Genomic DNA, 20,754 nt, shown 5'->3' with positions numbered 1-20,754 from the left:
TTTTTGTCATCTTTTTAGGTTGATATTTTTAACCATTTTTCTTTAATACTAAAGATTAAACTTAATACACATCATATGTATAGAGAAATGAAGTTATTATTAACGATTTTGTAACTCTGGTTTTGCTGCTTTATTTTGGCATGATTTTATTTAAAATTAATGGTTAGGATTAACTTTTGGTTAATTTTTAACCTTAAAATTCCATAAAATATTCTCTGTTTTTTTTGAAATTTAAAAATTATTAATCTGTTTTTCAGATATTTGTAAATTAAAATTAATTTTTTGTTAACTAATTAAAGAATAATTATATATTTATCCCAACAGTAATTCTATCAAATTTTAGTGTAATTTTATGCAATCGATTACGCAAAGTTTAACAGGTTTGAGAAAACCGCAAAAGAAAAAGTATAAAAATCAAGTAGTATGACACAATCAGAATTTCGTTACGCCCACCATCCCGAAGATGCAAAAAAGTATACAACTGAAGATCTTAGGAGGGAGTTTCTAATCAATGATTTATTTAATGAAGATAAGATAAAATTGGTCTATACCATGTACGACAGGCTGATTGTAGGAGGTATCATGCCTTCAACAAAAGCTTTGAAACTGGAACCGACAGACGATTTAAAAGCTGAGCATTTCCTTGACAGGAGAGAGTTAGGTATCATCAACGTTGGCGGTGCCGGAAAAGTAACAGTAGACGGTGAAGTATATGAGCTTGCCAACAAGGAAGCTTTATATATTGGTAAAGGAGCAAAAGAGGTAATTTTTGAAAAATCGGGTGATGCACAACCTTATTTTTACATTAATTCAGCGCCGGCACATCACACTTATCCGACAAAAAAGATCACGAAAAACGAAGCCGAAATTGTAGAATTAGGTGAAGAGAAATATGCCAACAAGCGTACGATCAACAAACTGATTGTAAATTCTGTTCTTGAAACTTGTCAATTACAAATGGGAATGACAGAACTTCACCCGGGAAGTGTTTGGAATACAATGCCTTCACATACTCACACCAGAAGAATGGAAGCTTATTTCTATTTTGATTTGGAAGAAGGTCAGACGATCAGTCATTTCTTGGGACAGCCTCAGGAAACGCGTCATATTTTTATGCAAAACCGTGAAGCTGTGCTATCTCCGGAATGGTCTATCCACTCAGGAGTCGGAACTTCTAATTATACTTTTATCTGGGGTATGGCCGGAGAAAATATGGACTACGGCGATATGGACGGTATCAAAACTAACGAACTAAAGTAATTTTTCTAATGAATTTATTTGATTTATCCGGTAAAGTAGCCGTTGTAACTGGCGGTACTCACGGATTAGGAATGGCAATGGCAGAAGGCCTTGCCGCTGCAGGTGCTGAATTGGCGATCACAAGCACAACGCCATCAAAATTAGATGCTGCTTTAGACTATTATCACGGAAAAGGATATAAAGCAACAGGTTATCTTTTTGATGTAACGGATGAACTTGAAGCCGCTCAGAAAGTAGCTTTAATGGAAGCTACCCATGGAAAAATAGACATCCTTGTCAATAACGCAGGAATCATCAAACGTGTTCCCGCTATTGAGATGGAGGTTGAAGACTTTAGAAAAGTAATCGATGTAGATCTTACAGGACCTTTTATCATGTCGAAATTAATCGGCAAACATATGATCAAAAGAAAATCAGGAAAGATCATCAATATCTGCTCGATGATGAGTGAGCTTGGACGTGACAATGTAGTCGCTTATGCTTCTGCAAAAGGCGGTCTTAAAATGCTTACCAAAAATCTGGCGACAGAATGGGCAAAACATAATATTCAGGTGAACGGAATCGGTCCCGGCTATTTTGCTACTTCTCAGACAGAACCAATCCGAGTGGATGGACATCCTTTTAACGATTTTATCATTAGCAGAACTCCGGACGGAAGATGGGGCAACCCGGAAGACCTTGCTGGAACGGCTATTTTCCTTGCTTCGGACGCAAGCAGATTCATCAACGGACAAATCATTTACGTGGATGGAGGAATTTTGGCGACTATCGGGAAACCGGCTAATGAGTAACAACAGAATTAGATTAGAATGAAACCTTTTATTACAGATAATTTTTTATTACAAAATAAATACGCGGAAGAATTATATTTCAAATACGCAGAAAAACAACCCATCATTGATTATCATAATCATTTGATTCCCAAAGATATTGCAGAAGACACGGTTTTCGAAAATATCTCAAAGGTTTGGATTGCAGGCGACCATTACAAATGGAGAGCTATGCGTACAATGGGTGTGAACGAAAAATTCATCACCGGAGATGCTTCAGATAAAGAAAAATTTGAGGCTTGGGCTAAAACAGTTCCGTATACATTGAGAAATCCTCTGTATCACTGGACACATTTAGAGTTAAAAAGATATTTCGGAATTGATGAATTATTAAATGCAGACAATGCATCTGAAATTTACGAAAATATCACCGCTCAGCTTCAGACGCCTGAAAAATCGACAAGAGGTTTATTAAAAATGATGAATGTAGAATCTCTGTGCACAACGGAAGATCCTACAGATATTTTGAATTACCATCAGGATTTGGCGAAAAGCGATTTCAGCATTAAAGTAAGTACCGCTTTCCGTCCTGATAAAGCAATTTTAATTGAAAATCACAATTTTGCAGATTATATTTCAAAATTAGGCGAATCAGCCGGAATTGAAATTAATTCTTACCAGACTTTGTGTGATGCTTTAATCAAAAGAATTGAATATTTCCACGAAAACGGATGTAGACTTTGCGATCACGGACTGAACAATATTTCCTTCGAAGAGTTTACAGAAGCAGAAGTAAGCACGATTTTCAATGATAAAATCTCAGGAAAAGTGATCGCTGAAAAGCAGGTGAATCAATTCAAAACAGCTATTTTATTATTCTTAGGCGAAGCTTATCACAAATTTGGATGGGTTCAGCAGTTCCACTTGGGAGCATTGAGAAATAATAACGAAAGAATGCACAGAATTCTTGGTCCTGATACGGGTTGGGATTCTATCGGTGACTTCGTTCAGGCTGAAACGTTGTCTAAATTATTGAACACTTTAGACGGTAAAGATAAATTAACGAAAACCATTTTATATAACTTAAATCCTGCTGATAACGAGATTTTTGCGACAATGATCGGGAATTTCAATGACGGCAGTATCAAAGGAAAAGTACAGTTCGGTTCAGGATGGTGGTTCCTTGACCAAAAAGATGGAATGATCAAGCAGATGAATGCCCTTTCAAACATGGGATTGATCAGCTGTTTCGTTGGAATGTTGACAGATTCCAGAAGTTTCCTTTCTTACCCGAGACACGAATATTTCAGGAGAGTATTGTGTAACCTTTTCGGAGAAGAAATGAAAAACGGTGAATTACCTGATGATATCGAACTGATTGGTAAAACCATTTCAGATATTTGTTATCATAATGCTAAAAATTATTTTGATTTTTAAAATTTGAAATAAATATAATTGACACAATTTTAAACCATTAAGTAGAATTAAGAAGTTAAGTTTTAATTAAGAAAAATCAAATTGATTTTAAATAATCTTAAGGCAAAGCCCAACTTAATTTTCCTAAACTCCTTAAATAAATCTTAATGGTTAAAAAAATATCTGTAATTTCTTCTATTTAAAAGTCTTTGAGATCTTAGCTAAGTGAAACGCCTTTGTGAACTTAAAAACAGTTAGTAGTCAAAAAAATCTTTGCGCACTTTGCGTTTAAAAAACAGATATTCAATAAACTAAGAACATTTGTAAAAAAATGAGCAACAAAATAGTCACATTCGGAGAAGTCATCATGCGACTTTCGCCACCCGGAAACAGAACCATGAAGCAAAGCCACGAAATGGAATTTTTTTTCGGCGGAACAGAGCTTAATGTAGCATCTTCATTGGCAACAATGGGTTGTGACGTAAGACATATCAGTAGTGTTTCTGATGATTTTGTAGGGGAGTCAGCGCTTTCTTTTGTAAAAAGCTTCGGAATTGATACCCATTTTATTTCTAAAAATGAACATCCTTTGGGATTATACTTTTTAGAAGTAGGATCATCAGTTCGTGCGAGCAGAATCGCTTACAACAGATTGAACGGTTCTTTCGCAAACATTAAATCTGAACAAATTGACTGGAAAAAAGCGCTTGAAGGCTGTCAATATTTTCATTGGACAGGCATCAGCCCCGGAATTTCCGAATCGGCTTATAAAAGTTTAAAAGAAGGGTTACAAACTGCCCGTGAACTGGGAATTGAAATTACAACCGATCCGGCTTACCGTTCCAACCTTTGGAAATATGGCAAAAATGGGAATGATGTTTTAAAAGAGTTGGTTTCATACTCAACGATTTTCATCGGTGGAGTGAATGAAATTAATGAAATTCTGGGAACTCAGTTTTCATCAGATAAAGAAGGTTTCATTGAAGCCTGTAAAGAATTAAAACAACAAGTTCCTTCTATTCATAAAATTTTCGACAAGATAAGAATTGGCGTTACAGCGAGTTCTCAGCAAACGCAGGGAAGAGCTTTGGTTAATGGGAATTATTTTGAAACTGAATTATTGGAAGTTAATCCTGTAGTCGACAGAATTGGGACAGGTGACGCTTTTGCAGCAGGTTTGATTTATGGTTTAATCAATTTTGATGACGAAAAAGCATTGAAATTCGCCAACGCAGCCTGTGCGATAAAACACACTATTTTAGGTGACATCAATTACAGCAGCGCAGAAGATATTCTGGAAGTTATGAACGGGGATTCCGGTGGACGCATCAAGAGATAATTAAAACCAGAACATTGCGGACTTGGTTAAGTGAAACGCCTTTGCGAACTTAAAAATATACATCAAGATTTAAAAATAAATCTTTGAGTCCTTTGCGTTAAAAACAAAAAATTAAGATAAAAAATCTTGCAAGTACAGCATACTAAAGGATGGATTTAATCCTATCAAAAATTATTTTTAAACAAGATAATTAAGCAAAATGACAAAAATTCAATCAGTTACAAATACGATCATCAGCCAAGGAGTTTTACCTCTGTATTATAATGCTGATGAAACAGTAAGTTTAGAAATATTGAGAGCACTTTACAAAGCCGGAATTCGTGCGGTAGAATATACAAGCCGTGGTGAATCTGCATTAAGCAATTTCACAAAAATGGTAGAAATCCGTAACGCGGAAATGCCGGAAATGCTTTTAGGAATCGGAACAATCAAGAATGTACAACAAGCTGAAGAATATTATAAAGTGGGTGCAGATTTCTTTATCAGTCCTGGTTTTGTAGCGGAAGTTGCCACATTTTTAATTCCGAAAGATATATTGTATAGTCCGGGTTGTATGACTCCGACTGAAATTATCGAAGCTGAGAATTCAGGAGTTACTTTCATTAAATTATTCCCTGGAAATTCTTTAGGAACCGGATTTATGAGTGCGATCAAAGATGTTTTTCCAAATCTTAAATTCATGCCGACCGGAGGGGTTGATACCACAAAAGAAAGCATTGAAAGCTGGTTCAAAGCTGGTGTTTCGGCGGTAGGAATGGGAAGCAAATTGGTAAGCAAAGAATTGATGCTTGCTAAAGACTATACAACCATAGAAAACGAAACTAAAAAAGTACTGGAAATTATTCAGACTTTAAACAATAACTAAATTCTGAATATTAATATGAGTTCAGTTAAATCTCTTAAGCCGACTACCTACAGATGGACGATATGTCTTCTGTTATTTCTCGCTACTACGATCAATTATTTGGATCGTCAGGTGTTGTCATTAACGTGGAAAGATTTTATCGCACCAGAATTTCACTGGAATAACAACGATTACGGAAACATCACTGCATTATTTTCTATATTTTATGCGGTAGGAATGCTTTTCGCAGGAAAGTTTGTGGACTTTATGGATACCAAAAAAGGTTTCCTTTGGGCAATCGGTGTTTGGTCTATCGGTGCAGTTTTACATGCATTTTGTGGAATTGCAACTTCAGGAATTCTTACAGGAAATTGGTTGGCTGGTTTTCATGGTTCAAAAGAATTGATCGGTACGGTTTCTAATACTTCTGCAATCATCAGTACAAGTGTTACGTTATTTGTGTTTGCACGTTTCGTATTGGCAATTGGTGAAGCAGGAAATTTCCCGGCAGCGATTAAAACTACGGCAGAATATTTCCCTAAAAAAGACAGAGCATTTTCTACAAGTATTTGGAATGCAGGAGCAACAGTTGGAGCTTTGGCAGCACCACTTACTATCCCTTTTATTGCAAAATCAATGGGTTGGGAATGGGCATTTATCATTATTGGTGCTTTAGGATTTGTATGGATGGGACTTTGGGTATTTGTTTACAAAAAACCGCATTTACATAAGAGAGTTAACGAACATGAATTAACGTATATTAATCAGGATCAGGACGATATTCCCAATGAAGATACTTCTGTTCCGGAAAAAGTATTTACATTCAAAGAATGTTTCAGCTACAGACAGACTTGGGCTTTTGCGTTCGGAAAGTTTATGACAGACGGGGTTTGGTGGTTCTTTTTATTCTGGACACCGGCTTATTTAAGTTCAGTGTACGGGATGGATTCCACACAAAGTGCATTACCATTATTTGTTCTTTATATGATTACTTTATTGTCGATCATCGGAGGTTGGCTTCCAAAATATTTTGTTGAAAAGAAAGGAATGAACGCTTACACAGGAAGAATGAAAGCGATGTTAATTTTCGCATTTTTCCCCTTATTAGCGCTTCTCGCACAACCATTAGGTACTGCAACATATTGGATTCCTGTTTTAATTATTGGTGTTGCAGGAGCAGCGCATCAGGCTTGGTCAGCAAATATTTTCTCGACAGTTGGCGATATGTTTCCTAAAAAAGCAATTGCAACCATCACCGGAATTGGCGGAATGGCAGGAGGAATCGGTTCGTTTATCATTAATAAATCTTCAGGAGTATTATTCGATCACGCTCATAAAGCTTGGTCAACCGTTGATGGAGTTCCTTTGTTGGAAAAATATCCTCAGTACATCAACGATCGTTTACCGGATGGTTTCTTTGAGCAATTAAAAAAGTCCGGAGCAGTAGTTTCAGACGGAATTGATAAAGGATACATGATCATTTTCTCAATCTGCGCAGTAGCCTATTTAATTGCATGGATAGTGATGAAATCATTGGTTCCAAAGTATAAAGTGATAAGTAAATAATTAAATCCAGTCTAAACCTTCAAGGTTTCAAAAACCTTGAAGGTTTGATTAAAATAAAATCATCGAGTTAAAAAAGATGGAAAATCAGACAAAACAAAAATTAAATCGTGAATTACATGGTTCTCAGGAAAAACTTCCAATCAAAATTGTACAGTTTGGAGGAGGGAATTTCATGAGAGGATTCACAGATTATGTGATTGATAAATTAAATAAAGAAGCAGGATTTAATGCAGGAATCGTAAACGTTCAGCCAACGGCGGGCGGTTCGGTTCATAAACTGGAAGAGCAGGATAATTTATATACGCTTTTCTCAAGAGGAATTAAAAAAGGGGAGATCATTGATACAAAACAGGTGATTTCTGCGATTCAGAAGTCGATCAATCCTTATACAAATTACGATGAATTTTTAGCGTTGGCGAAAGAAGAAGAATTAGAGTTTATCTTCTCAAACACAACAGAAACAGGAATTGCTTACGACGAATCAGAAAATGATTACGCGGGTCCGCACAAGAATTTTCCTGCGAAACTAACGGTTTTATTAAACGAAAGATTCAAACATTTCAATGGAGCGGAAGATAAAGGATTGAGAATTATTCCTTGTGAATTGATCGAAGACAATGCATTTGCTTTAAAAGAAATTATCTTAAAATATTCCCAACTTTGGAATTTAGAAGCTAACTTTGTGCAATGGATTGAACAAAGTAATTATTTCCATAATACATTGGTAGACAGAATTGTTCCGGGTTATCCGAAAGATGATTCAGATACGTATGAAGACCAATTACATTATGAAGATAAAATGATGGTTGTTTCTGAAACTTTCTTGCTTTTTGTCATTCAGGATGCGGCAAATTTAAACGAAAGAATTCCTTTTGATAAAATTGACGAACAGATTTTGATTGTTGATGATATTCAGCCGTACCGTTTAAGAAAAGTGAGAATTTTGAATGGTGGTCATACATTGATGTTGGCTCCGGCGATTTTATCAGGAAAAGAAACGGTAAAAGAATCTATCGATAATCAATTTTTAGGTAAATTTTTAAATGAAACGATTTTTAATGAAGTAAATCCTACATTAGGTTTAGATGAAAAAGAATTGAAAGATTTTGCTGAAGAAGTTTTCGACAGATTCAGAAATCCTTTTATCAAGCATTATCAGGCAAGTATCGCCTTGTATTTTGTGTCTAAATTTAAAGTGAGAATTCTTCCGAGTTTGTTAAAATATGTTGAAATTAACCATAAATTACCGCTTAATTTAACTTTCTCATTGGCAAGTTTAATCAGATTCTATCAAGGAAATTTTGGTGAAAAATCTCTACCGATAAATGATGAAGAAGCGATAGTAAACAGATTCAAAGAAATCTGGGCAAACGAAGATTACGAAAAAGTCGCAGAATTGGCTTTAAGCGAAACCACTTTCTGGGATACAGATCTTACAAAGGTTAACGGTTTGAAATCTGCAGTAGCAAAAGCATTGTGGGAAATTGATCACAACGATATCGAAACTGCATATCACAACTTTATACAATTTTATTCTTAAAAAATTATGCAAAAGAAAGTACTGAAAGTAAATCCCAAAGATAATGTAGCAGTGGCATTGGTTGATCTTACGCAGGGAGAAACTGTTACTTTGGGTGAACTTACTTATGATATTATAAAAGATACGAAGGCGAAACATAAATTCGTGACCGAAGATCTTGCGATTGGAGACGAGATCATTATGTACGGTGTTTTGGTGGGAAAAGCCAGTCAGCCGATCCAGAAAGGAGAGGTTATCACGACTGAAAACGTTAAGCACCAAAGCGCAAAAGTAGAAGGCAAAACAGAAACAACGGCTTGGACCGCTCCGAATGTTGACAAATGGAAAGATAAAACTTTCATGGGTTATCACAGAGAAGACGGGCAGGTCGGAACAGAAAATGTTTGGTTATTTTTTCCATTGGTTTTTTGTGAAAACAGAAATGTTGAGATTTTAAAAGATGTTTTTGAAAAGGAATTATTGTTTGAAAAAGCAACAAAACATCAGCTATTATTAAGATCATTAATCAATAATTCAGAAACGGAAACTGCGGTTGAAGAAGATCAAAACTCTAGAGTTTTTAAAAATATAGATGTAAAATTCATCACTCACCAAGGCGGTTGTGGCGGTATTCGTCAGGACGCAGAAGCATTGGGAAGGTTATTGGCAGGTTATGTGAATAATCCGAATGTAGCCGGAGCAACAGTTTTAAGCTTGGGATGTCAGAATTTACAGGTTCAGATTTTTACGGATGCATTACAAAAAATCAGTCCGAATAATAAAAAACCGATCATCGTTTACGAACAACAAAAATCAGGAACGGTTGATGAAATGCTAAACGGAATCATCAAAGATTCTTACGAAGCCATCAAACAAGCCAACGAAATCGAAAGAAAACCAGCCCCAATTTCAAAACTAGTTTTAGGATTGGAATGTGGTGGTTCAGACGGTTTTTCAGGAATTTCTGCAAACCCGGTTTTAGGACAATTATCAGATTTAATGGCTGGAATTGGAGGTTCAACTATCCTTTCCGAATTTCCGGAATTATGTGGAGTAGAGCAGGAATTGGTGAACCGTTGCGTGAATGAAGATGATGCCGAAAGATTTTTACAGTTAATGAAAGATTTTGAAGATTCAGTCGTTGCTGCAGGATCAGGTTTCGATATGAATCCATCGCCGGGGAATATTAAAGATGGACTGATAACCGATGCCATGAAATCTGCAGGAGCGGCTAAAAAAGGTGGTTCATCACCGATAAATGACGTTCTCGATTTTACGGAATACATCAAAGAACCGGGCTTGAATTTATTATGCACCCCCGGAAATGACGTGGAATGTACAACCGCCTTGGTTGGCTCAGGCTCAAACGTAGTTTTATTTACGACAGGTTTAGGAACTCCGACAGGAAATCCCGTTGTTCCCGTGGTGAAAATTTCGTCAAACACTTCTTTATCACAAAGGATGCCCGACATCATCGATTTCAATACTGGAGACGTGATTACAGGTGAAAAAACAATCGACGAAAAGGCAGAAGAGCTTTTAGAATTTATCATAGAAGTCGCAAGCGGAGAGGTAAAAACAAAAGCCGCAATTTTGAATCAAAACGATTTTATTCCTTGGAGACGGGGAGTAAGTTTATAATTGTTTTAATTATATAAATATTAGGGTTGAAAATGCTTTCTACATTTGTGGGAGGCATTTTCTTTTGGTTAGATGATGTAACTTTTTATATTTGTAAGTTTTACATAAACTAATTTGTATGATATTTAATGGAATTAATAAAACAGTCGAATTTCAATTATTACTTTTTGATCTAGATGAATGGGAGCTTATGACAGGTTTAAGAACTATAAGTGAACCATATAGTATTGGTCTTAGGTTGGATTATGAACATTTGGAAACGCTTACAAGTATACTTATTTCTGATGTAAAAAAAATGATTGATTGGTTTGAGAGTTTATTGTTGAATAAATTATTTGAACCTAACCTTTTAATTCTCCATAATCAATTGTCGTTTAATTTACTTCAAATTGATTCCAATTTTAATACTATCCAGATAGTTTATGATGGAACAATACCTGTTCCGGGGATGGGAGGAGGTTCGCGCGATATAGATGATTCCTTATTAAAGTACTCTGTCGAATGTAAAATGGATAACGAGGAATTGGAAGGAATTATAATTGAATTGAAAAATGAATTTTATCAGGCATTAGAAAGCTATAAGTAAAAATTGCAAAACTAACATCATTAGGAACGGGCTTTAGCCCGTTTAATAAATATACAATCCGGATTGGCTTTAGCCAAAACTTAAATATTTTTAATGATAAAGCTTAGATTCTTCCTTCGTCAGAATGACAAACTACACGGTGAATTGTCAAAAACGACATAGGAAAATGGAGCGTTAAGAAAAATAATTTTGTGAACGTTAAGAAAATCCCACTGTTTGAGTGCGAGACAAATATCAAATCGAAGAACAAATGTCAAATTCGCACGAGTTTTGGGATTTTTAGAGAACAAAAATATTTTTTAGCGGAAGTTTCCAAGTCTTGAATTTTTGTTTCTTTTGTTTCAAGACAAAAGAAATTTATATCAAAAAAACTTACTTCCTTTTCGAAGACTTCCTAATATAAAGCTGCGGCGCCAACACCACTTTTTTCTCAATAGAAACTCCAGAACCATTTTCCTTTACGCTTTCAATAAACACCTGTCCTGCCATTTTCCCCATGATAACAGGAGTTTGATCCACAGAACTCATCGAAAGCTCCATAAATTGGGTAAAAGGTTCGTTGGAGAAACCAATAACCGCTACTTCTTGAGGTATTTTAATCTTACGTTTTTTTAATTCCTGACAAGCGCCCAACGCTGCAAAATCACTGGATGAAAAGATCGCATCGGGAACAGATTTTCCGTCCCAAAGTTTTTTGATGGCATCAATTCCTTCATCAATCGAACTTCCTGTGATGATAATATTGTCTTCTTTAACCTGGAAATTATGGTCAAGTAATGCCTGTTTATAACCATTAAGACGGTTTTGATAGATCTCGAGATTAAGATCTCCCGCAAAATGACAAATATTTTTATAACCTTCTTTAATTAGATGTTCGGTAGCCATGTAACCGCCTCGGTAGTCATCAATAACGATGGTGCTGATGCCCGGAATATCCTTTTTTCTGTCAAAAAAGATGATCGGTGTGTTGGTTGTATCTAAAATACTCTGAATATGTTCCGTATCAATTGTCGTTCTTGAAACGGACATGAAAATCCCGTCAACCTGAGCATTTAACAAAGTATTCAAATGTCTTTTTTCAATATTAACATCTTCGTGACTCTGACAAATAATTACGTGATATCCATGCGGAGAAAGTTCTTCTTCAATTCCGCGGATAACGGAGGAGAAAAAGTTGGTATTAACGAAAGGAACGATAATTCCTACGTTTTTTGTTTCACCACTTTTTAGAGCTTTGGCAAGATTATTTTGCTTATAATTCATTTCTTTGGCGGTTTTCTTCACCAAATCTTTTGTTGCCTGACTTATCCTCGGATGATCATTAAGCGCCCTGGAAACAGTAGCCACACTCACATTAATTTTCTTTGAAATATCGTATATGGTGGCACTTTTCTTATTCATAAATGAGTTTTTCTAGCTGTTTTTTATATATCAAAACGATATACGTTGTTGAGGTAAATTTAATCAAATTATAACTATCAGAAAGGAAATATTATGTATTTTATATCAGGTTATGGTTGGTTATGATTAAATTAAAGATAAAACGTGTTTAAATGCTTAGTTATCTTTGTTTTAAGACTGTTTTCTATATGAGATAAAAAGCTGTACTTGCATATAATCAATGGTACTTATCATAAAAAATGACATTTAATGATGAATTTAAATACCAAAAATGGGTGGTTAATTTAACCAAAATAGGACACCAAAAAATCGATGCCCTATTTTACTAACTGATATAAAAAATACTTTACTTTTTCCAGATTTTTTCAATGTCTTCCAATGATCTTCCTTTTGTTTCAGGAACCATTTTCCAGACAAAGATTAATGATAAAACGCTCATCACACCGTAAAAACCGTATGTGAAAGCTCCACTGAATTCCATCATAAAAGGATAGGTTGAAGAGATCAAATAATTGGCTGCCCATTGTGCTGCAACCGCAATGGCAATAGCACTTCCTCTGATTTTATTCGGGAAAATTTCTGAAATCAAAACCCAGCAAATCGGCCCCCAAGACATCATAAAAGAAGCGGTATAAACAATAATGAAAACCAACGTTGCAATCCCTATAATATGATAATACGAGAAAATAGCGATCGCAAACATTCCGATTGCCATTCCGATGGAACCGACTATCAATAAAGGTTTTCTTCCCCATTTATCAACCGTGAAAATAGCAACAACTGTGAAAACCACGTTAACCAATCCCATAACAACAGTTTGCAGCATGGATGCATCTTTATGAACTCCCATACTTTCGAAAATCCTTGGGGCATAGTACAAAGCAACATTAATTCCTACAAATTGCTGAAAAACAGAAAGCAAAATCCCAATAATGATTACTGTTTTTCCGAAAGCAAAAATTTCACTTTTATGTTCTGCAACGGTTCCTTTTATCTCAGAAAATATCTCTTTTGCTCTTGCTTCGCCATTTATTTTGGTTAAAATTTTCAAAGCTTCATCATCTTGTTTAATCAATGTAAGATAACGAGGTGTCTCCGGAACGAAAAATAATAAGACTCCGAACAATACTGCAGGAATGGTTAATGATAAGAACATGTAACGCCATCCGATTTGGTTAATCCATTCAATGCTTTTTCCGTCGGCGATTCCCCAATTGACAAAATACACGACCAGCATTCCGAAAATAATAGCAAACTGATTTAAAGAAACCAATCTTCCGCGAACTTCGGCAGGGGCAATTTCTCCAATGTACATCGGACAAACCGCAGAGGCGAGTCCAACACCGATACCGCCAATAATTCGATAAAAATTAAAAGCCAGCAAAACTCCCATTGAATGTTCTCCGTGCTTAAAAAATAAAAATTCAGGATAAGCAGCTCCCAAAGCACTGATGAAAAACAAAAATGCAGCAAGCATCAATGATTTTTTTCTTCCTAGTTTTGTCGAAAAATACCCTGAAACAGCTCCTCCAATGATACAGCCAATTAAAGCACTTGAAATTGTAGCTCCATGCGCTAATGAACTTAATCCCAGCGGAATGATCAAATATTCCTGAATTGATTTTTCGGCTCCCGAAATTACTGCGGTGTCATATCCGAACAAAAGTCCGCCCAATGTGGCAACCAGCGTCAATACTGTAACGTACATCATGTTGATCTGCGCTTTTGTGCCTGAAGAATATTTCGGTCCAGAATCTATAATTTGCATAGTTTAGTTTTAATTGTGATTGATGGTTTTTATTAATTCTAATATTTAAATTCAAAAATGTAATCGATTGCATTTAATTGTAATTAAAATCGATAAATATGTTAAAAGTTAGAATTAACTATTTATTAACTCCTAAATGTAATAATTTTATGCAATATTCAATAAATTATTATGAATTCGTGAATTGTTATGGTAACTGTTTTCTTGTGTATTTATTTACAGGCATTTAAAGAATAGTCTTATTGTAAATTTTATGATAAGTATTATAAATAAGGGAACTTTTCAATGATTTTTTTCTCCTAAAATCGTATCCGAAGTTTAAATTTGGATAATTGATTGCACGATGTTGAAAATTGAATATACAAACAGTTTATTATTGATTCGTCACATCTTGGGTTCTTGAAAAAATCTAAACTTTATTCTTGAAAAATTAAATTTTGGCTAAAGCCAACCATCTTTCATTTATTTTTAAGCGGACTAAAGTCCGCTCCTATAGAGGAATTTTTAAACTGTCACGATCTTTGAAAAATATGACGGATTTTGATGTATTTTGATGTGTTTTGATGTGTTTTGAAGGAATCTACTGATAACTATTCGAGTGTTCTTCGAGTAATATCCGATAGTTCTTCGGAAAAAACATTTTTTTTCCGAAGAACTATCAAAGAATATTCAAGAATAAATAAAAAATGCTCTCATTTTTTGAGAGCATTATTAAAAAAAGATTTGGGATAAAATATTTTTCGTCCAATCCTGAGATGTGGGATATTCTGTGATTTCCTGATACGAAGCAGAGTACTGTCACTAATATTTAATAATCGTTTGACATCAGCATTGTCATAATAAGTTGAATCATTCACTTGTGTTTTTTCTAAAGTTTCTAAAATTTTAGAAAGATAAGTGATAACAGTTATCATTAACTGATCACCTTCTGGTTGAGAGTTTGTTTTGTTATTCATCATCTAATTGTGTGTTTTTGTGAGATGTTATCAAAATAATGCCTTATTTTTTTATTTTTATCACTATTAATTAAAATATTATCAATTTCAAAAGTCCATCTATTTATTTAGTGAAAAAAATCTATTTTTGACCATGAACAACAACAGAAACCGTGGCAAAAACACAGGCGACGACATACTATTCGAATCAGAAAAGCAAATTGACAAATTAAAATTGGCGGTTCAGGATATGAATTATCTTCTAAGCAGAGATTATGCTGAAAAAGCGAGTTCAGAATTGGTTGGGAATCGCTATAAATTAAAAACCAGACAAATTCAGGTGCTTCGTGGTGCTTCTGCATCGGAAAAGCAGATTAAAAATAGAAGATCCAAGCAAATTGAAATTTTAGATTTAAAAGATAAAGTCATTTATTTGGATGGCTTTAATATTTTGATTTTGTTGGAAAGTTTACTTTCGGAAGCTTATATTTTTAAAGGTCTTGACGGTTGTTGTCGCGATCTTTCCGGTGTTCATGGAACGTATAAAAGAGTTAATCAGACTCAAAAAAGTATAGAATTGGTTTCTCAATTTTTTCAAAAGGCAAAACTTCAAAAATTAGTCTGGATTTTCGATAAACCTGTGTCAAACAGCGGAAGAATCAAACAAATTATTCTCGAATTTGCTCAGGAAAACAATCTCAATTGGGAAGTTGATCTACAATTCAATCCAGATAAATTTTTAGCAGAAAATGCCGAAATCATAGCTTCTTCCGATGCATGGATTTTAGATCATTGCAAAAAATGGTTTAACGTAATTGATTATTTAATTCAGGAGGAAAAACTTTCTGTTAACCTGATTAAAATGTTTTAAAATGAATCTGTTCGAAAAATATATTCCATTGCTTTCAACATCTTGGAAAGAAAAATACCATCCTATTTTATCGTCAGAACATTTGGAAATTTTATCAAAAAATATTCAGAAATATAAAGACAAAACTTTAGATTGGGATTTACCTTATTTTAATGAAGAAATAAAAATTGACCGCGATAAAAGTTTTTCTGCATTCATCAATATTCTTGAAACTGATGACTCAGATGAGATTATCGCTCAAAAATTACAGGAAATTCCATTTGAGTATTGGCTGGATATTTTGGGTCAAAGACTAACTTCAGCGAGTATTCGGGATGAACATGCAATTCCGCCTTCTAGAAATGTTTTGATTGAAAGTTGTATGAAACCTTTTAATGATGAAATTACTATTGCCCAACGCGCCTGGGAGAAGCATGTCGGAAGAATGGACGATTTGTTTTGGGGTGAAGTCAAAGGAAATAATCAACAGAAACAACAAAAAGTAATGGAGAAAATTAATTACATCGTCAACAATCAAACTTGGTGGAATGTTTTCTTTCACTACAAACATGAATTAGTTTTTGAGATAAGAGAAAAAGACGGTCATGGAATTCGGTGGAGCCACGGCGGAACTCAATTGATTGGTTTTCTGGAAATTTTTATTAATGAATAAAAATCTTTTTACTGCGTAAAAAGATTGCGTACAGGTTTGATAATTTTGTCATCATAAAATTGAAGCAATGGATTTTTCTAATCAAAAATTTTCGGAATATGAATGGGAAGCATGTCTCAAGGTTTTAAATGCCTTGAAAGACGAGCCTTTTCATAATCCTGATAGCAGAATGTTTTCAGGGCTGATTACAAAAATTCATAAGAATGCTAAAAAACAAAATCGTCAGGAAAGTTATTTCCAAATGAAAACTCAGGATCTGGAAGTCAATTCAGAATCTGTATTGCTGAAAAAAGCTTTGGCAGGAGTTTCTGCTTTTTATGATAACCAAAAAGATGAAACAAAACTTACAAAACTTCAGATTCCTAAAAATTGTTACTGTTGTAATCAAAGCTATACATATGCACATTCATTTTACACAAGATTATGCCCGAAATGTGCAGAAGAAAACTATGAAAAACGTTTTGAATCTGTAAATTTAAAAGGAAGAAATATAATTCTTACGGGAGGACGTGTAAAAGTAGGACTTGCAACAGCTTTAAAAGTTTTGCGAAATGGTGCAAATTTGGTTTTGACGACCCGTTTCCCCGCTTTGGCTCTGGAACAGCTTCAGCAGGAAGATGATTATCTTGAATGGAAAGACAGGCTTTGGGTTTACGGACTGGATCTTAGAAATTTAAAGGCTATTCAGGAATTCATCAATTTTTATAAAGATAATTTTGAAACACTTGATATTCTGATCAATAATGCTGCTCAAACTATAAAATATCCCGATGAATACTATCTTCCAATTATAAAACGTGAAAATGAAATGTTGGTTGAGTTTAAAAATATTCAGAACTTAATTCCCAATCAAACACAAATTTCAAATGAGATCGGAAAATTGGAATATGCTCAAAATGAAGAAACCACAGTTGCTTTGACGCGTTTTGGGCAACCTGTTGATAATCGCGATAAAACCAGTTGGAATTCTACTTTGGAAGAAGTTTCAATGTATGAATTGGTAGAGGTTAATCTCATCAATCATATTGCCCCTTATTTTTTAATTAAAGAATTAAAACAATTAATGAGAAACTCTTTATTCAAAGAAAAATTTATCATTAATGTTACATCTTCTGAAGGTATTTTCAGTTATGAAAATAAAACTATTTTTCATCCACATACAAATATGACGAAAGCGGCTTTGAATATGATGACGCTCACTTCTGCAAAAGAATTTGAAAAAGATCAGATTTACATGAGTGCAGTTGATGTTGGCTGGATTTCTACGGGAGCAAAAGAAAGTTTAAGAAAGAAACAGTTTGAGCAAGGATATATCCCGCCACTGGATTCTGTGGATGGAGCTGCTAGAATTTTACAGCCTGTTATTGAAGGAATCAAAGGGAATTATTTTAGTGGAGTTTTATTGAAAAATTATAAAATTCATACTTGGTAAAATAAAAGAAACGTTAGCTCAATGGAAGAGCCCTGACCATCCAAGTCAGATGTTACGGGTTCGAGTCCCGTACGTTTCGCAGGAGTACATAGTTGATAATTGGAAAAATACTGCCCTTCCAAGGCAAAGTTGCAGGTTCGAGTCCTGCTGTACTCCCAAAATGGAGATAATAGTAGTAAAGGAAAAATACGTTTTGCTAAGACGAGTTGCAAGTTCGAATCCTGCTTATCTCCCAAATGGAAGCAATAGTTTAAATGGAAAAATGCCTCAAACCCAGAGGAGTTGCGAGTTCAAATCTTGCTTGCTTCCCTTTTTAAAACGCTATGAAAAATCTTTACAATAAAGGAACTTTCCGATCTTATGAATGGGGAAAAATTCCACCTTATTTAAAAAAGTATGGAAATAAAAAATGGAGAAGAACAGAAAAATCTGCCGTTCAAGATCAATTGATTGAAGAAGTGAAATTTTGGAAAACCAGAAAGCAAAACCAGAAAATGATCTGGGTGAAAATTACAAAAGAAGTTAATGGAACAAAATATTCTGATTTTAGAAAATATGCTACAGAAAAATCATTTAAAAGCGCCATTACAAGTCCTCATGTCATAAGATACTTTACTATACATAATGAACAAAATAATAACAAAAACAAATGAACACATTTATAGACATTGGCATTAACCTGACCAATAAACAATTCCACAACGAACACGAAGAAATTATCAACCGAGCGTTGGATAATGGAGTAGAGCAAATGATCCTCACAGGAACAAGCGTCCGCGGAAGCAAAGAATCAGCAGAGATTGCAGAAGATTATCCTGAAATTTTATTTTCAACCGCAGGAATTCATCCTCATGACTCGAAATCCTTTAACAATGAAAGCATCAACGAACTTCGAAAATTATTAAGACAAGATCAAGTCATCTCAGTCGGTGAATGTGGAATGGATTTTGATCGCGATTTTTCACCAAGACCTATTCAGGAAAAATGTTATCGCGCTCAACTCGAATTAGCAATTGAAGTTGATAAACCTCTTTTTCTTCACGAAAGATCAGCCTTTAAAAGATTTAATGAAATTACTGACGAATATCTTTCAAAACTTCCCGAGGCTGTTGTTCATTGTTTTACAGGAACTTTGAATGAAGCAAAAATCTATTTGGATAAAGGATTTTATTTAGGATTTACGGGAGCGATCAGCGATGATAAAAGGTTTAAACATTTGGAAGATGTAATTAAATATGTCCCACTTGACCGAATGATGATCGAAACAGATGCGCCTTTCATGCTGCCGAAAAATATGCCGAGAACACAAAACCGCCGAAATGAACCATCCTATCTGCCTTATGTCGCACAGACAATTGCAAAATTAAAGAAAGTAAGTATTTCCGAAGTTGCGGATGAAACGACAGAAGTCGCCAGAAAATTTTTCAGAATATAAAAAAAAGCTCTACAAATTAATGTAAAGCTCTTTTTATTTTATAGTGTTGCTTTTTTCCTTCTTAGATGCTTTTCCAAGCAGCTTCTAAAGCTAATTCGATCATTGGTTTCAAAGCAGTTTCCCTTTGGTCAGCCGAAATATTTTCGTGAGTCGGAATAATATCAGTTACGGTAAGAATCGTTGCTGCGTTTTTCCCCAAATTTTTTGCATTGGCATACAATCCGAATGCTTCCATTTCAACAGCCGGACAGTTATATTTCGTTGCAATCGCAGGAATTGCCTGATCTTTTCTGTAGAAAATGTCACTACTGTGAACGTTGATTGCTTTAGTTTTTAAAGCTAATTCTTCTGCAGTTGCATTAATTGTATCAAAAATATTTCCCTGATGAGAAAGAATTTCATCTTCAATTTCCCATGCATATTTTGCGTAAGTACTTTCACTTGCTGCATTTTCAACATTTAAAATATCAAAAGTTTTCAAATCTGTTGTATACGCTCCACAAGTTCCGATTCTTATGATTGTCTCCACTTCATATTCTGTGTACAGCTCAAAAGAATAGATTCCAATGCTCGGGAAGCCCATTCCACTGGCTCCCACAGTAATTTCTTTACCTTTATAAAGACCTGTATAATAAAAAATACCTCTCGTTTTACTTACTAATTTTGCGTTTTCTAAAAAGTTTTCTGCAATATACTGTGCGCGAAGCGGATCCCCCGGCTGCAATACAACTTTAGCAATTTCTCCCTTTTTTGCACTAATGTGAATACTCATAATTTTATTTTGAATGGCACAAAGATAGCAAATCTGTGAAAAGCGAATTGTCAATTTGCTCAACTTGTCAATTTATAGAAGACAATTATTATCTTTAATTAAAATTTAAAAAATGAAGATAGAGCATATTGCTATTTGGGTTAAAGATTTAGAAAAAGTAAAGGAATTTTATCAAAAATATTTCGGAGCAACTTCCAATGAAAAATACCATAATCCCGTAAAAAACTTTGAGTCATATTTCTTAAGCTTTGAAAATGGTTCACGATTGGAGATCATGACAAGACCAGATATTCAGGAAGGAAATAACTCATTTGACGCTCAAAAATTTGGAATTGTGCATCTTGCATTTTCAACAGGAAGCAACGAGAAAGTTGACGCGCTTACAGAAACGTTGAGAAATGATGGCTACGAAGTTGTAGGAGAACCTCGTACATCTGGCGATGGTTACTACGAAAGTGTAATTCTCGATCCGGAAAATAATATTATTGAGATTATAAATTAAGTCTTTGCGAGGAGAAAAGCGAGCCTGTGCTGAGCCTGTCGAAGT

The 20,754-nt window shown here is 34.7% G+C and carries 19 protein-coding genes and 3 tRNA genes; 18 read left to right on the top strand and 4 right to left on the bottom strand.

Going from position 1 to position 20,754, the window contains the following annotated elements; translation table 11 throughout:
• Window positions 1-423 precede the first annotated feature (423 nt).
• From kduI to AC1Q7L_RS13240, 9 genes are all read left to right on the top strand, one after another.
• Window positions 424-1,260 carry a 5-dehydro-4-deoxy-D-glucuronate isomerase gene (gene kduI / locus AC1Q7L_RS13280; RefSeq protein WP_492306336.1) on the top strand — a complete coding sequence of 279 codons (837 nt, stop codon included), beginning with the start codon at window positions 424-426 and terminating at the stop codon, window positions 1,258-1,260.
• Between the two features lie 8 nt (window positions 1,261-1,268).
• Window positions 1,269-2,051, top strand: a complete 783-nt coding sequence (locus tag AC1Q7L_RS13275) for a gluconate 5-dehydrogenase (RefSeq protein ID WP_492306335.1) — start codon at window positions 1,269-1,271, stop codon at window positions 2,049-2,051.
• A gap of 18 nt (window positions 2,052-2,069) precedes the next feature.
• A complete protein-coding gene (gene uxaC / locus AC1Q7L_RS13270; RefSeq protein WP_492306334.1) occupies window positions 2,070-3,467 on the top strand; it encodes a glucuronate isomerase in 1,398 nt (465 codons plus the stop codon).
• 310 nt (window positions 3,468-3,777) lie between these two features.
• Window positions 3,778-4,785, top strand: coding sequence for a sugar kinase (locus tag AC1Q7L_RS13265; RefSeq protein ID WP_492306333.1), 1,008 nt, complete (start codon window positions 3,778-3,780; stop codon window positions 4,783-4,785).
• Window positions 4,786-4,984: 199 nt separating this feature from the next.
• Entirely contained in the window at window positions 4,985-5,650 is a 666-nt protein-coding gene (locus tag AC1Q7L_RS13260; RefSeq protein WP_492306332.1) for a beta/alpha barrel domain-containing protein, read from the top strand.
• Between the two features lie 15 nt (window positions 5,651-5,665).
• Window positions 5,666-7,195 carry an MFS transporter gene (locus AC1Q7L_RS13255; RefSeq protein ID WP_492306331.1) on the top strand — a complete coding sequence of 510 codons (1,530 nt, stop codon included), beginning with the start codon at window positions 5,666-5,668 and terminating at the stop codon, window positions 7,193-7,195.
• A 76-nt stretch (window positions 7,196-7,271) separates the two neighbouring features.
• Window positions 7,272-8,735, top strand: coding sequence for a tagaturonate reductase (locus tag AC1Q7L_RS13250; RefSeq protein ID WP_492306330.1), 1,464 nt, complete (start codon window positions 7,272-7,274; stop codon window positions 8,733-8,735).
• A gap of 6 nt (window positions 8,736-8,741) precedes the next feature.
• Complete coding sequence (locus AC1Q7L_RS13245) at window positions 8,742-10,355, top strand: UxaA family hydrolase (protein ID WP_492306329.1); 1,614 nt, start codon at window positions 8,742-8,744, stop codon at window positions 10,353-10,355.
• A 118-nt stretch (window positions 10,356-10,473) separates the two neighbouring features.
• On the top strand, window positions 10,474-10,941 hold the full coding sequence (locus tag AC1Q7L_RS13240; RefSeq protein WP_492306328.1) for a hypothetical protein: 468 nt from the start codon (window positions 10,474-10,476) through the stop codon (window positions 10,939-10,941).
• Between the two features lie 372 nt (window positions 10,942-11,313).
• On the opposite strand, the gene AC1Q7L_RS13235 is transcribed toward AC1Q7L_RS13240, so the two are convergent.
• The 3 genes from AC1Q7L_RS13235 to AC1Q7L_RS13225 form a co-directional block, all read right to left on the bottom strand.
• The gene (locus AC1Q7L_RS13235) at window positions 11,314-12,342 is read right to left on the bottom strand and encodes a LacI family DNA-binding transcriptional regulator (protein ID WP_410692794.1); all 1,029 of its coding nucleotides are present in this window, start codon (window positions 12,340-12,342) and stop codon (window positions 11,314-11,316) included.
• 346 nt (window positions 12,343-12,688) lie between these two features.
• A complete protein-coding gene (xylE, locus tag AC1Q7L_RS13230; RefSeq protein ID WP_492306327.1) occupies window positions 12,689-14,110 on the bottom strand; it encodes a D-xylose transporter XylE in 1,422 nt (473 codons plus the stop codon).
• Between the two features lie 692 nt (window positions 14,111-14,802).
• The gene (locus AC1Q7L_RS13225) at window positions 14,803-15,066 is read right to left on the bottom strand and encodes a helix-turn-helix domain-containing protein (RefSeq protein ID WP_492306326.1); all 264 of its coding nucleotides are present in this window, start codon (window positions 15,064-15,066) and stop codon (window positions 14,803-14,805) included.
• A gap of 133 nt (window positions 15,067-15,199) precedes the next feature.
• Here AC1Q7L_RS13225 and AC1Q7L_RS13220 point away from each other — a divergent pair, with 133 nt between their 5' ends.
• From AC1Q7L_RS13220 to AC1Q7L_RS13185, 8 genes are all read left to right on the top strand, one after another.
• Complete coding sequence (locus AC1Q7L_RS13220) at window positions 15,200-15,916, top strand: DUF434 domain-containing protein (RefSeq protein ID WP_492306325.1); 717 nt, start codon at window positions 15,200-15,202, stop codon at window positions 15,914-15,916.
• 1 nt (window position 15,917) lies between these two features.
• Window positions 15,918-16,568, top strand: a complete 651-nt coding sequence (locus tag AC1Q7L_RS13215) for a tRNase toxin domain-containing protein (protein ID WP_492306324.1) — start codon at window positions 15,918-15,920, stop codon at window positions 16,566-16,568.
• A gap of 67 nt (window positions 16,569-16,635) precedes the next feature.
• Window positions 16,636-18,000 (top strand): SDR family oxidoreductase, encoded by a 1,365-nt coding sequence (locus tag AC1Q7L_RS13210; protein ID WP_492306323.1) that lies wholly within the window; start codon window positions 16,636-16,638, stop codon window positions 17,998-18,000.
• 7 nt (window positions 18,001-18,007) lie between these two features.
• Window positions 18,008-18,079 (top strand) — tRNA-Gly (locus tag AC1Q7L_RS13205).
• Between the two features lie 3 nt (window positions 18,080-18,082).
• Window positions 18,083-18,156, top strand: a tRNA-Gly gene (locus AC1Q7L_RS13200).
• 83 nt (window positions 18,157-18,239) lie between these two features.
• A tRNA-Val gene (locus AC1Q7L_RS13195) sits at window positions 18,240-18,309 on the top strand.
• 14 nt (window positions 18,310-18,323) lie between these two features.
• Window positions 18,324-18,653, top strand: coding sequence for a hypothetical protein (locus AC1Q7L_RS13190; RefSeq protein ID WP_492306322.1), 330 nt, complete (start codon window positions 18,324-18,326; stop codon window positions 18,651-18,653).
• A complete protein-coding gene (locus AC1Q7L_RS13185; protein WP_492306321.1) occupies window positions 18,650-19,435 on the top strand; it encodes a TatD family hydrolase in 786 nt (261 codons plus the stop codon). The genes AC1Q7L_RS13190 and AC1Q7L_RS13185 overlap by 4 nt, the downstream gene beginning before the upstream one ends.
• 61 nt (window positions 19,436-19,496) lie before the next feature.
• Here AC1Q7L_RS13185 and deoD read toward each other — a convergent pair whose 3' ends face one another.
• Window positions 19,497-20,207 carry a purine-nucleoside phosphorylase gene (gene deoD / locus AC1Q7L_RS13180; RefSeq protein WP_492306320.1) on the bottom strand — a complete coding sequence of 237 codons (711 nt, stop codon included), beginning with the start codon at window positions 20,205-20,207 and terminating at the stop codon, window positions 19,497-19,499.
• 112 nt (window positions 20,208-20,319) lie between these two features.
• Between deoD and AC1Q7L_RS13175 the strand changes: the two genes are divergently transcribed.
• Entirely contained in the window at window positions 20,320-20,709 is a 390-nt protein-coding gene (locus AC1Q7L_RS13175; RefSeq protein WP_492306319.1) for a VOC family protein, read from the top strand.
• Window positions 20,710-20,754 lie beyond the last annotated feature (45 nt).

It is taken from the genome of Chryseobacterium sp. GW823-FHT05E08, from assembly GCF_058795655.1.
Note: the sequence above shows the minus strand (reverse complement) of the source record. Positions and strands in the feature narration are given on the sequence as shown.

Coding starts and splice junctions, on each gene's coding strand:
- kduI (WP_492306336.1), top strand. CDS start 424: ATGACACAATCAGAATTTCGTTACGCCCACCATCCCGAAGATGCAAAA.
- AC1Q7L_RS13275 (WP_492306335.1), top strand. CDS start 1,269: ATGAATTTATTTGATTTATCCGGTAAAGTAGCCGTTGTAACTGGCGGT.
- uxaC (WP_492306334.1), top strand. CDS start 2,070: ATGAAACCTTTTATTACAGATAATTTTTTATTACAAAATAAATACGCG.
- AC1Q7L_RS13265 (WP_492306333.1), top strand. CDS start 3,778: ATGAGCAACAAAATAGTCACATTCGGAGAAGTCATCATGCGACTTTCG.
- AC1Q7L_RS13260 (WP_492306332.1), top strand. CDS start 4,985: ATGACAAAAATTCAATCAGTTACAAATACGATCATCAGCCAAGGAGTT.
- AC1Q7L_RS13255 (WP_492306331.1), top strand. CDS start 5,666: ATGAGTTCAGTTAAATCTCTTAAGCCGACTACCTACAGATGGACGATA.
- AC1Q7L_RS13250 (WP_492306330.1), top strand. CDS start 7,272: ATGGAAAATCAGACAAAACAAAAATTAAATCGTGAATTACATGGTTCT.
- AC1Q7L_RS13245 (WP_492306329.1), top strand. CDS start 8,742: ATGCAAAAGAAAGTACTGAAAGTAAATCCCAAAGATAATGTAGCAGTG.
- AC1Q7L_RS13240 (WP_492306328.1), top strand. CDS start 10,474: ATGATATTTAATGGAATTAATAAAACAGTCGAATTTCAATTATTACTT.
- AC1Q7L_RS13235 (WP_410692794.1), bottom strand. CDS start 12,342: ATGAATAAGAAAAGTGCCACCATATACGATATTTCAAAGAAAATTAAT.
- xylE (WP_492306327.1), bottom strand. CDS start 14,110: ATGCAAATTATAGATTCTGGACCGAAATATTCTTCAGGCACAAAAGCG.
- AC1Q7L_RS13225 (WP_492306326.1), bottom strand. CDS start 15,066: ATGAATAACAAAACAAACTCTCAACCAGAAGGTGATCAGTTAATGATA.
- AC1Q7L_RS13220 (WP_492306325.1), top strand. CDS start 15,200: ATGAACAACAACAGAAACCGTGGCAAAAACACAGGCGACGACATACTA.
- AC1Q7L_RS13215 (WP_492306324.1), top strand. CDS start 15,918: ATGAATCTGTTCGAAAAATATATTCCATTGCTTTCAACATCTTGGAAA.
- AC1Q7L_RS13210 (WP_492306323.1), top strand. CDS start 16,636: ATGGATTTTTCTAATCAAAAATTTTCGGAATATGAATGGGAAGCATGT.
- AC1Q7L_RS13190 (WP_492306322.1), top strand. CDS start 18,324: ATGAAAAATCTTTACAATAAAGGAACTTTCCGATCTTATGAATGGGGA.
- AC1Q7L_RS13185 (WP_492306321.1), top strand. CDS start 18,650: ATGAACACATTTATAGACATTGGCATTAACCTGACCAATAAACAATTC.
- deoD (WP_492306320.1), bottom strand. CDS start 20,207: ATGAGTATTCACATTAGTGCAAAAAAGGGAGAAATTGCTAAAGTTGTA.
- AC1Q7L_RS13175 (WP_492306319.1), top strand. CDS start 20,320: ATGAAGATAGAGCATATTGCTATTTGGGTTAAAGATTTAGAAAAAGTA.